Source organism: Mesorhizobium sp. M7A.F.Ca.US.002.01.1.1 (assembly GCF_004022955.1).
Lineage (GTDB): Bacteria > Pseudomonadota > Alphaproteobacteria > Rhizobiales > Rhizobiaceae > Mesorhizobium > Mesorhizobium ciceri.
Window position 1 is genome coordinate 1 of record NZ_RZQE01000169.1, and the last position, 11,323, is coordinate 11,323.

Here is an 11,323-nt window from a genome sequence, read left to right on the forward strand (position 1 = left end):
CTCCTGCGCAGCTATTCCTTCGACAAGTACAAGACCAGGAAGGACAAGGACGACGGCAAGGCAGAGCCGAAGAAGCCGGTCAAGGTGACCATCCACACCGCCGATCCGGCCGCTGCGAAGAAGGCCTTCGCCGATGCCGAGGCGGTGATCGACGGCGTCCTTCTGGCGCGCGACCTCGTCAACGAACCGGCAAACGTGCTTGGGCCGGTCGAGTTCGCTGCCCGCGCCAAGGAACTCGAGGGGTTAGGCGTCAAGGTAGAGATATTGGCTGAGAAGGAAATGAAGAAGCTCGGCATGGGCTCGCTGCTCGGTGTCGCGCAAGGCTCGCCACGCGGCGCCCGCATGGCGATCATGCAGTGGAACGGCGGCAAGCCGAAGGACAGCCCGATCGCCTTCGTCGGCAAGGGCGTCACTTTCGACACCGGCGGCAATTCCATAAAGCCGGCCTCGGGCATGGAGGATATGAAGGGCGACATGGGCGGCGCCGCCGCCGTTACCGGCCTGATGCATGCGCTGGCGGCCCGCAAGGCGAAAGCCAATGTCGTCGGTATCATCGGACTGGTCGAAAATGCCGTCGACGGTCATGCCCAGCGTCCCGGTGATATTGTCACTTCGATGTCGGGCCAGACCATCGAGGTGCTCAATACCGACGCCGAGGGCCGCCTCGTGCTGGCCGATGCGTTGTGGTACTGCAACGACCGCTTCCAGCCGAAATTCATGGTCAATCTGGCGACGCTGACCGGCGCCATCATGGTGGCGCTCGGCCAACATTATGCCGGCCTGTTTTCCAACAATGACGAACTGGCCGAAAAATTGTCGGTGGCGGGGCAGGCGACTCAGGAACGGCTGTGGCGCATGCCGCTCGGCGCCGAATACGACAAGCTGATCGATTCCAAGAACGCCGACATGAAGAACATCGGCGGCCGTTTTGGCGGCGCCACCATCGCGGCGCAGTTTCTGCAGCGCTTCGTCAAGGACACGCCATGGGCTCATCTCGACATAGCCGGCACGGCCATGGGGGCGCCGTCGAACGAGATCAACCAGTCGTGGGGTTCCGGTTTCGGCGTCAGGCTGCTCGACCGGCTGGTGCGCGATAACTATGAGCAGTGAACGGGTTCGATCACTATAGGCTGAAGCGATGGCCGACGTTCTGTTCTACCACCTGACCGAATCGACGCTGGAGGATGCGCTGCCAGGCCTCCTGGAGCGCAGCGTCGACCGTGGCTGGCGCGCCGTGGTGCAGACAGGCACCGAGGAACGCCGCGATGCGCTCGACCAGCATCTTTGGACCTTCCGCGACGATTCGTTCCTGGCGCACGCAACCGATCGTGAGGCTCATCCCGGCGAACAGCCGATTCTGTTGACCACCGGCGACGGCAATCCCAACGACGCCAAGATAAGGTTCCTGGTCGACGGCGCGGTGCCGCCTGACCTTGGCGGCTACGAGCGCGCGGTGTTCCTGTTCGATGGCCACGATGCCGCCCAGCTCGAGGCGGCGCGAGGACACTGGAAGGTGATGAAGAGCGCTGGCCACGACGTCACCTACTGGCAACAGACGCCAGATCGCCGCTGGGAGCGCAAGGCGTAGACCAGCCGCTTGTGGCGGATGACACGATCCTACAGTCTTGCCTTGATCCGGTTCTGTTTCCGGGTGACGTAGTCGCCGTGTTTCAATCTCTTGAAAACATACCAGTCGCCATCCGGAGCCTTGCGCTGGTAGATTACTTTGCCAGCCTGGCGGTGCTCGAAGCAGGTCATCGAGCCCTTCACGCCCCAGGAACCGTGCCATTGCGCACGCCAGCACAGCTTGCCGCCGCCGGGAATGAACCACATGCCGTCGCCATAGCCCGACTTGCCTTTGTCGTGGGTCCAGGACTCGAACTGTCTCTGCTTGACGGCAAAGAAGCCGGCGCCCTTCTTGCCCCACAGCCACGAATGGTTCTGATAGATCTGGTAGACGCCTTCGTCAGGAACCGCTGTGGCCTCTTGAGCCTGCTCGGCGATTTTCATCGCCGTCTTGGCTGTCGCAGGAGCCTGGAAGGCAAGAACAAGAACGGAGCAGGCGAATGCCGCTCCAAGATAATTTCCCACTACCCGCTTCACGAAACTTCTCCACAGACTGATTTACGCCACGCCTCAATCCTCATCCCGAACCGCTGGTTCGGGATGGATCACGATCAAACAAGGAGATTGGAAGTCGATCCCGATCGCGTCGGGGTCGATCAGCACGATGCGTCTACGGCAGGACGTGCTGGGTCACCCTCCAGTCGGGCAGACCATAGCCACCCAGCCACGGCCACACTTCCTTCTGGTTGAAGTAGACAACCGAAGTCAGCGCCGGGAACTCCGCGTAGGATTTGCGGGAATCTTCCTGCCATTTCGAGACATAGTCCTGCTTCCCGACATAGCCGAGTTCCGCAACGATGATCGGCTTGTTGAACACTGCAACGCGGTCATAGCCGGGCTTCAGCAGCTCAGCGAAGGTGCGGTCGCGGCCGGTCTCGTCATCATCTTTTTTCTGCAGACCGAACACCGACAGGCCGATGACGTCGACATAGTCGTCGCCGGGGTAGTATTTTTCCAAACCCTCTTCGCCTTTGGGCGACCACATGTACTTGGCTGCGGGGGCAGCTTTGCGGCAGATGTCGACTTCGCGCTTGTAAGCGGAGATCCAGTCCTTGGGAGCCCAGTTGGCCCAGGTGAAGCGGCCGTTCTTGTCTTCCATTTCCTGCGCCCAGCGAATGGTCACCGGGCTCTTCATCTGTCCCACCAGGTCGCAGATCGCCTGCATGTTGGCGTCATATTTGCCGCTCAAAATGCCGTCGCGCAATTCGGGCGGGGTGATGCGCCAGTCCTTGGACCAGGTCCACGGCTCAACCGTGATCAGCAGCGAACGGCCGCGCTGCAGCGCATAGGCGTCGGCGAGTGGCAGCGTCGACAGATCGACGTCTTCCCAGGGCAGGAACAGCTCTTCGATGCTGGCGCTCTTGTCGGCGCTGAAGTCGCCGTAGGGATCGTAGGATCCGAACGCCGAGGCGGCGCTGCTCGTCTGGACGGGGTCCGTCGCGGCTACTGAGCCAGCGCCTCCTGCCGTGGGGAACGCGGCGCTTCCGCCCAATGCCAGCGCGATTGCAAGTGCTTTTACTGTGGAGTGTTTCATGTCGATCTCCCATGGCCCCAACCTCTTGCGGAAGTTAAGGCTTCGCCCGTGCGCATCGATGCTTGATCGACACGATTACCCAAAACCGATCGGCTCTATTTGCAGAATCTGCGGGATTTCGGAGCGACCCGTTGGCGGATGTGCGAAACCTGACACAGAGCCACCCAAAAAATTATCTCTCAAGGCCCTATACAGGGGGCGCTCGAGAGAAAGTTCGCCGCGATACTCACAAATTCGCGTCAATATCCCGATATATCATCCCTGGCTAATTTAAGAGCCGGTCGCGACCAAGAGTCAAGTGCAATTAACGGTTGCTTAACCATATGCGCGCGACATGGTTAACGCTGCTCTCAAAGTTCGATCCTTGCCGGACAGCTTTGGCCCGGCGAATTCTCCAGCGCTGAAAAATTTGCGGCTCATCGTTCACGTGCTGGTCGGTGGAAACTGTTCCACCGGACTATCCTTAACCAGTTCTGAAGAACCATAGTTAAGGAATAACTAATTTAGTTGACTCTAAGGATGCCTGAGCGGATTCTGCTGCTGGGTTAGGCTCATCGGCCGTCGTTTGGCTGATGCTCGGGTGGCGGCAGTAAAGTGTATGAGTGTTTCCGCGGACGTGGGGATCATCGGCAGTAAGACCATGCCGAAACGGGGGCGTGGGGCAGCTCCGGGGAAGGCGGCGGAGAAGCCTCCTTTTCTGGTGCCCGTGCTGTCGGCCGCCCAGAAGCGGATCTGGAAGCTAGGACTTGCCTGCTGGTCGGTAACGTTCGGATTTTTCTGGTTCTGGTGGCTGCAGCCCGGGCACATCGAACACGTTATCCCATACATGCTGGCGACATTGACGCTCGTATGGCTGACATTCATGCCGATGTATTTTCTCTTGAACGTGCATGCGATGAAAAAGCCGTCCAGGCTTCACACGATCCCGAAGCATTCGCGTGTCGCGATGGTGGTGACCAAGGCTCCGTCAGAGCCGTTTTCCGTGGTTGCGCGAACCCTCGAGGCAATGCTGGCGCAGGACTGTCCGCATGATACCTGGCTGGCCGACGAGGACCCGTCCGAGGAAACGATTGCCTGGTGCGATGCCCATAACGTCATGATTTCGACGCGGCGCGGGCGGGAAGATTATCACCGCAAGGTGTGGCCCCGCCGGACGCGCTGCAAAGAGGGAAACCTGGCCTTCTTCTACGACCACTATGGTTATGAACGCTATCACTTCGTCGCTCAGATGGACGCGGACCACGTCCCGACACCAACCTATCTCAGGGAAATCCTGGTCGCCTTTGCCGACCCGGCGGTTGGCTATGTATCGGCGCCGAGCATATGCGACAACAATGCCGCTGAAAGCTGGTCGGCACGCGGCCGGCTGTTCCCGGAAGGGATGTTCCACGGACCTTTGCAGTCCGGCCACACGGGCGACGGAACGCCGCTCTGCATCGGCTCGCACTATGCCGTGAGAACCGCAGCGCTCAAGCAGGTCGGCGGCCTTGGCCCGGAACTGGCCGAAGATCACTCGACGTCCATGCTGTTCATTGCGGCTGGTTGGCGCGGTGTGCATGCCATAGACGCCATTGCCCATGGCGACGGCCCGCAAACCTTTGGCGATCTTGTCACGCAAGAGTTCCAGTGGTCGCGGAGCCTGATGACGATCATGCTCGAATACTCGCCCATATACCTTTCCAAGGTATCGCCACGGCTGAAATTCCAGTTCCTGTTCCGCCAGCTCTGGTATCCGCTTTTCGCCGTATTTTCGCTTCTCATGTACATCATGCCGATATACGCGCTTCTTACGGGTCAGAATTTCGCCAATGTGACGTATATTGACTTCCTTCTATACTATGCGCCGAACTCGATTTCGCTGATTGTGCTGGTGATGCTGTTGAAGTCCTTCGGGCTGTCGCGCCCACTGACCGCCAAGACGATCAGTTGGGAGGGAATGTTGTTCTCATTTTTCGCTCGTTGGCCGTGGGTGCTGGCGGGCACGCTGTCGTCGATCCGCGATTATCTGACCAAGTCGTTCGTCGATTTTCGCGTTACCCCCAAGGGCAGTGGCCCGAAAAACCTGCTGCCTGCCCGCGTTATTGTTCCCTATGTGGTGCTTGCAATGGGAGCTTCGCTGCCGGTCCTTCTTGTAGACCGCGCCTCGGACGCCGCCGGCTTCTACTGGTTCGCTGCCTTCAATGCGTTCGTCTACGGATTGCTTGTGGTCGTGATCATCACCAGGCACCTCGTGGAGAACAAAATTTCGTTGCGTTGCAATGCCGCGAAACTCGCCTTGCAGACCTCGCTCGCTGGCGTTGCGCTCTTCGTCCCGGGCGCCGCGTTCTGTGACCGCGGCCTGGAAGGCATATATGGGCTCCAGCAGGGGGCAGGCGGTATGCGCATCGTCAGCGTGGCCTACCCGGTTTCCGGAGCCGGGCGCGGCGGGAGCGGAACCCGCACATTCCATCTTGACCCCGCCTGGAATCCGCCACGCTGACGCCGACAGGCGTCCGTGCGCAAACAACTCCCCTGAACCGCATTTGCCTTGATAGCCGGCCGGCAAGCTGTAGCAGGGCCAGACACGGGCCCAAAAGGTCAAATTTTAATAATATCCGGTCGAGTGCCGAAAGACCGCGCTCATCATATCGTTTGCATGATATTTAATAAGTCTCCCCTAATATACAGCTCATGATGTGAGTGGCGATGGGTCACTCGCGTGGTGCGGAAAGCAAATAAGAGCAATATATCTCCGCGCTCCAGCGACTTGTATTTCATGGCAGGGGATAGCGATGAACAAAATAATGGAAAGAGGGGCAAGGCTCGGCAAGAAACATGCCTGTGCATTTGCCGCGGTTGCATTGATCTCGATGATGTCCGGTTGCCAAAGCATGGATGCCACCAAGACGAGCTCGATCGGCACCAAGCCCGTGGTTCATTCGCTTGGCCAGAGGGTGCACTACGCCAAGGACAAGCGGCTGCATCTGATCAACCGCAAACCGCTCACCAAGATGACCAACGTGACGCGTACGAGGGAGGAGGCCTATGCGGCCTTCGTGCGGCCGCAGCGGGTCGGCAGGCCGGCGACGGTGAAGGTCTCCTACAGTCTGGGCAATGGCGGCCCGCTCCTGGGTCATTCGCCCTGGATATGTGGTCCGAGCGGTTTCGGCCAGCGCGCCAGCTGCCGTTCGCGTTACTAAGCCATCAGACCTGAAGCGCGGCCGATTTGACTGCTGCCGGGTCTTTGCCGGGGGGGCGCGAGTGGAGGGCGGGAGGTTTGCGCAGACGTTGCGCTTTGCCTCTTGCCCTCCAACCGCCATGCGTTCGTTAGGCGCGGACCTCCGTGGCATTCCGATCAGGTCACGATGGTCGGCCCGGGGCGTGCCAGCCGTCATTGTCGCCGGCCGGCGGCCGTAGCCGCGCGACATAGGCCGATGCTCCGTTCGCCTCGTGATAGACGCGTGCCAGCATTTCCGCCAGCACGCCCGACGTCACCATCTGCACCCCGGCGATGAGCAGGAAGAAGCCGGTGAACAGCATCGGGCGCGTTCCGATGTCTTCGGCGAAAAACAGCTTCAGGCAAAGCAGGTAGGCAAGGATCAGCGAACCCAGCGCGCCAAGCACGATGCCGATGCCGCCGAAGAAATGTCCCGGCCGTGTGCGATAGCGCATGAAGAAGTACATGAACACCAGATCGAGCACGACCCTGAAGGTGCGCGAAATGCCGTATTTGGACTGGCCGTGGATGCGGGCATGGTGCGTCACCACCTCCTGCGCGATGCGTCTCGGGGTCGTCACCGTGGCCAGCCATGCCGGGATGAAGCGGTGCATCTCGCCGTAGAGCTTGACGCTGCGGATGACGTTGCCGCGATAGACCTTAAGGCTGCAGCCATAGTCCTTGAGGCGCACGCCGGTGACGCGCGCGATCAGCGCGTTGGCGATGCGCGAGGGCAGCCTGCGCATGAAAAACCCTTCCTGGCGGTCCTTGCGCCAGCCGACCACCAGGTCGAGATCCTCGCTCAGCAGGCGATAGACCATGCGCGGAATGTCGTAGGGATCATTTTGCAGGTCGCCGTCGATCGTGGCGATGACGTCGCCGCGCGCCGCGTCGATGCCGGCCTGCATCGCGGCGGTCTGCTTGTAGTTGCGCACCAGCTCGACCGCATGCACATGCGAGCCGTAATGCACTGCAAGGCGCCTGATCTCGCTCACCGTCGCGTCGGTGCTGCCGTCATCGACCAGCACGACCTCCCAGGGCTGGTCGTAGCCTTCCATCGCCTGGTGGATCCGTGCCAGCAGCGGCTCGACATTTTCGGCCTCGTTGTACATGGGGACGACGATGGACAGCGTATGGTTCGGCATTACCGCGCCGTCAGGCAGTCCCGAAGCAGGGATGGGCAATACGTTCATTGGGATGGCTTCCTTGCAGGTCCGACAGCCGGATTTCCCGGCAGCGTCGATTTCGAGGGAAACAGCCAGGCGATCGCACCCGTGGCGATTGCCGAGCAGAAGATGAACAGGTGCAGCGCCAGCGCCGCCTGCAAGCCATTCTTCATCGTGATTCCGGAGGTGAGCAGCGCCGCCGCTGCTCCCGCTTCATAGGTGCCGAAGCCGGCGACGCCTTGCACCGGCAGTATGGCGGCTCCTTCGGCCCCAACGACGCCTGGAAAGGCGGTCGAAAAGGATGTCCCCAGCAGCATTGCCAACAACCATCCCTGCACAGTGAGCTTCAGCGACCAGTTCGCGATCGTCCACCACCAGCCATAGCGCGAGCGTCCGGTTGCTTCGGTGAACACATCTCGGAGCTTGCCGAGCTTCGCCACGATCTTGCCGCGGCCGGCCCAGTCATGCGGCGCACGCGCCCAGCGCGGCAGGTACCAGGCGGCGGTGATCAAGACGGCCCCGCCCGCAATCCTAATCGCCGGATGCAGGCCCGGCCATACAGCCAGGGCCAGCACGCCGACGACGAAGGCGTCCTGCAGCCTGAACCACAGCAGTGAGGCGCTGGCGCGCATGATCGGTATGCCGAAGACCTGGCGCAGGAGCAGGGGAAAGGCCGTCTCGCCGCCGCGAAAGGGCACGACGTTGATCATCGCATTGTGGATCAGAATGACGCGCAGGCAGGCGCCGAAGCGGCCATGCACCTCGTCGCGGAACTCGTCGCAGACGCGCAGCGCACGCAAGACATAGGTGGCGAAGAACGCGATCGTCGCCACGGCGAAGGTGCCGGGCGTGATGCGGGCAAAGGCGTCGCCGACCATGCGCCAGCGCGAGTCGCTGGCGAGCCAGGCCAGCAGGGCCAGCGTCACAATGATCGAAATCGCTCGTTTCAACAATTCCTCCGGTCGCAACCGTCGAATTCCGCCAGCCGTAGAGATATTTGAGCTTGCTGGCCGGCTTGTCTCGCTTAGCTTGCTGCGTTGGGCAGGCGAGGGCGGGTCGGCAAGGTCGCTGACCGTCGCCGGATTTCCAACGTTTGCCTGATCCCCAGCCCATAAGCCCAACGGCCTGACCAGATCAAGGCCGGCTGATTTCATAAATCAGGAGGTTGTCCGAATCCAGCCGCTTGGTCCCGATCTTGTTGAGATAGTCGATCACCCCGTCATGATGCTCGATGAACGGCCGTTTCTGACTGTCTTCGGCATCCTTTGCCACGCCGAACCAATCCGCGCCTTGCGTGCGAAGTTCCTCAAGCTGTGCTATCGCGATGGCATCGTCCTCGACGAACCTGGACCACTCCACGTCGCCGCCACCAGGCGGAAACACCCACCCGCGCGCCCTGCTGTAATAGACTGCGACGGGATCTCCCACCTCCGGAGCGATGGCCACGACAAGATCGCCAGGTTGGGCCCTGCGCGCCAGCTCGTCGCCAAGCAACTTTCCATTCATGGCGAAGGGCGCCTTCATCGTCCGGACGAGGGGAAAAGTCGACCAGACAAGCATAGCGGCCGCGATGCAAATCGACCGCAGAATTACCCCAGGAGACGAAACGGTTTTGGCTCCAAGCGTCGCCAGGACGACCGCGCCACGGCCGCAAAACATCGCAAATGGCACATGGAATATATGATAGTTCCATGGATTGGTCGTGATCTCACGTGCCGCAGCGAGATAAACAACAGAGGCCGCTGCAAGCCATATGAAAGGTATGGCCGAAAGAGCGCGTTCTTTCGATTCCGCGACTGGCTGGGGCGGCATCCAGAATCCGACCGCCATCAAAATCATGAACGGATAGCCATAAAACCACCAGACCGACGTGTTCCAAACAGATTTGAAATAGAAATCGTTGTTGAAAAACGTCCAGAATCCAGAATCCCAGATGTATCCGCTGCCCGCGACATGAAAGGGCGGATAGGTTCGCCCGAGATAAATGGCCCAGCTGTAGTAGGCGCCGATGACGAACAGGCTGACCAGTCCGCTTATGAATACTTTGGCCGCATGCTTTCGCCGATTTTGCAAAAGCCAGCAAACCATCAGATAGAATATGACGCCTCCAGCAGCCAAACCCGGTGGTTTTGCAAGCACACCGAGGGAAAAGCTGGCTGTGGCGAAGGGGAGCAGCCACGCGCTGCCTCCCGTCCAGTATTTCGTGAAAAGCCAGACGCCCAAGGTTACCAGAGCCAGCATCGAGGGGTCGGGAAGGAACGAGCTGTCGATCATGATCGCCGCCGGCATCAGCGCATAGGCAAGTGCCGCGGCGTGGGCGTGCGTCTCGCCCCAGCATAGCGCCGTTAGTCTGTGCAGTGAAAACACCGTCACCAAGCCGAAAAGGGCCGCAATCATGCGGCCGAACCAGTCGTGCCAGCCAAAGAGTTGGTAGAGTATGGCGGTCAGATAGCTGACGATCTGGAACTCGCGGCCCTGATAGCTTGGCCCGGGCCCGGTCCAGCTGACCTCGGGGAAGAAGATGTTCCAGCTGCGCTGCTGGAAATTGTCGGCCATCATCGCGGTACTTGTTTCGCGCCAGCTGAAGGCATCGACCAGCGGCAAGGTTATGTTGTGGAACCTGAACAGGATCGCAATGAACAGTATCCCCAGCAAGATCGCCATGTTGGGGCTCACGGTGTTGCGAGCAGTCGTTTCCCGGACGGTCGACTGCTGCCGGTATTGCTGACCTTCAGCCTGGTTCAATTCCGGGTCGCCCGCCATTTGAAACCGCGTCCTCCCTCACGTCTGCGGATGTTGCTTTTGAGTGCGATTGTCAGAGTTGGGCAGAGCATATGACACATTTCTTAATTTTGACGACAGCGGGATGCGCACATCTGGAACGGTTGTTGTCCGTCCGCTCGCAAAGGTTGACATCACCGTTCTCGCGACTGTTAAATAGTTCATACGGCTGTCAGAGCGATGATAGTGCTACCTTGGGCAAAACGGGCATGCGAACGCCAATTGTACTGACAGCTCTGACCGGATTGCCACCGCATGGTGTCGACCGTCGACGCAAACATTGTCGGTTCGCAACTTGTATGCAACTCATGTTTCTCCTGGCCCTCTGCGGCCAGACGGCGCTTTCGGGAACGGCGCATGCGGCTGCCGCCAAAGACGGCAGACCAGCGGGAACGGTCATCGCACCGGCTCCAACTGCCTACGAGCTGCAGCTTCTTTATGCCGACCGCACATGGATATGGAAAAACGGCGCGGCCTTTTTCGCGCAGGACAATCGACGTCTCCAGGCCTGGACGTCCGGGCAGGACACCACGTCTGTCGCGGAGGGCAGATGGCTGGTGACCAAGGACGGCAAGATGTGCATGGAGCTCGCCTGGCGATCGAAAGGTTACACCGGCGAGCAGCACCGCACCTGCTACAGCCACCGCATTCAGGGCCGGAATATCGAGCAACGCAAGGATCCGGACGGGGAATGGTACGGTTTCAAGCGATCTCCCGAGGATCCTTCCGACGAATACAAGAAGTTCGAAGCAGGCGACACCAAGGGCGCGCAGTTCGAAGTGACCCGCAAGCTGGTCGATGCCAAAAAGTAGGCCGCGCTTCCGGCCGCGCTGAGATGGCCTGGCTGTTCTTCCCGTGCGCCTGTCGTGGAACCCGCGAATCGCTTATAGTTGAGTGGCTCGGCAGGCGCGATCGGCGCGCCGATCGCATTTAATCGCATTCAATTGCATCACCCGGACGACAAGACGATGGCCTGCCATACGGTTTTGATGAAATTTAATAATTAGTGATATCTAATAT

At 60.1% G+C, this 11,323-nt stretch carries 10 protein-coding genes; 5 read left to right on the forward strand and 5 right to left on the reverse strand.

The genetic code is table 11. The features are described 5' to 3' along the window. Positions 1-1,110 (forward strand): leucyl aminopeptidase (locus EN932_RS17670; RefSeq protein ID WP_128368950.1); only part of this gene is annotated, 1,110 nt, incomplete at its 5' end. A gap of 28 nt (positions 1,111-1,138) precedes the next feature. Beyond that, positions 1,139-1,588, forward strand: coding sequence for a DNA polymerase III subunit chi (locus EN932_RS17675; RefSeq protein WP_013532504.1), 450 nt, complete (start codon positions 1,139-1,141; stop codon positions 1,586-1,588). 29 nt (positions 1,589-1,617) lie between these two features. Here the strand turns inward: EN932_RS17675 and EN932_RS17680 are convergent, their stop codons facing one another. Together EN932_RS17680 and EN932_RS17685 are read right to left on the reverse strand one after the other, a co-directional pair. Beyond that, on the reverse strand, positions 1,618-2,103 hold the full coding sequence (locus EN932_RS17680) for a DUF995 domain-containing protein (RefSeq protein WP_013532503.1): 486 nt from the start codon (positions 2,101-2,103) through the stop codon (positions 1,618-1,620). Positions 2,104-2,236: 133 nt separating this feature from the next. Then, positions 2,237-3,160: a glycoside hydrolase family 26 protein gene (locus EN932_RS17685; protein ID WP_013532502.1), complete on the reverse strand. Its 924-nt coding sequence runs from the start codon at positions 3,158-3,160 to the stop codon at positions 2,237-2,239. Positions 3,161-3,758: 598 nt separating this feature from the next. Here EN932_RS17685 and EN932_RS17690 point away from each other — a divergent pair. Further along, a complete protein-coding gene (locus tag EN932_RS17690; protein WP_127384679.1) occupies positions 3,759-5,639 on the forward strand; it encodes a cellulose synthase catalytic subunit in 1,881 nt (626 codons plus the stop codon). A gap of 292 nt (positions 5,640-5,931) precedes the next feature. Further along, entirely contained in the window at positions 5,932-6,339 is a 408-nt protein-coding gene (locus tag EN932_RS17695; protein WP_013532500.1) for a hypothetical protein, read from the forward strand. Positions 6,340-6,499: 160 nt separating this feature from the next. Here the strand turns inward: EN932_RS17695 and EN932_RS17700 are convergent, their stop codons facing one another. The 3 genes from EN932_RS17700 to EN932_RS17710 form a co-directional block, all read right to left on the reverse strand. Continuing rightward, complete coding sequence (locus EN932_RS17700; protein WP_198032118.1) at positions 6,500-7,501, reverse strand: glycosyltransferase family 2 protein; 1,002 nt, start codon at positions 7,499-7,501, stop codon at positions 6,500-6,502. 44 nt (positions 7,502-7,545) lie between these two features. Next, positions 7,546-8,472 carry a lysylphosphatidylglycerol synthase transmembrane domain-containing protein gene (locus EN932_RS17705; protein WP_027162713.1) on the reverse strand — a complete coding sequence of 309 codons (927 nt, stop codon included), beginning with the start codon at positions 8,470-8,472 and terminating at the stop codon, positions 7,546-7,548. A gap of 184 nt (positions 8,473-8,656) precedes the next feature. Continuing rightward, the gene (locus EN932_RS17710) at positions 8,657-10,285 is read right to left on the reverse strand and encodes a glycosyltransferase family 39 protein (protein ID WP_127368185.1); all 1,629 of its coding nucleotides are present in this window, start codon (positions 10,283-10,285) and stop codon (positions 8,657-8,659) included. 212 nt (positions 10,286-10,497) lie between these two features. On the opposite strand from EN932_RS17710, the gene EN932_RS17715 reads away from it, so the two are divergent. Continuing rightward, positions 10,498-11,115, forward strand: coding sequence for a DUF995 domain-containing protein (locus tag EN932_RS17715; RefSeq protein ID WP_245460891.1), 618 nt, complete (start codon positions 10,498-10,500; stop codon positions 11,113-11,115). Positions 11,116-11,323: the final 208 nt, after the last annotated feature.

Bases quoted from the DNA above. Each gene is read 5' to 3' on its own strand.
- EN932_RS17675 (WP_013532504.1), top strand. From the start codon at position 1,139: ATGGCCGACGTTCTGTTCTACCACCTGACCGAATCGACGCTGGAGGAT.
- EN932_RS17685 (WP_013532502.1), bottom strand. From the start codon at position 3,160: ATGAAACACTCCACAGTAAAAGCACTTGCAATCGCGCTGGCATTGGGC.
- EN932_RS17690 (WP_127384679.1), top strand. From the start codon at position 3,759: ATGAGTGTTTCCGCGGACGTGGGGATCATCGGCAGTAAGACCATGCCG.
- EN932_RS17695 (WP_013532500.1), top strand. From the start codon at position 5,932: ATGAACAAAATAATGGAAAGAGGGGCAAGGCTCGGCAAGAAACATGCC.
- EN932_RS17700 (WP_198032118.1), bottom strand. From the start codon at position 7,501: ATGCCGAACCATACGCTGTCCATCGTCGTCCCCATGTACAACGAGGCC.
- EN932_RS17710 (WP_127368185.1), bottom strand. From the start codon at position 10,285: ATGGCGGGCGACCCGGAATTGAACCAGGCTGAAGGTCAGCAATACCGG.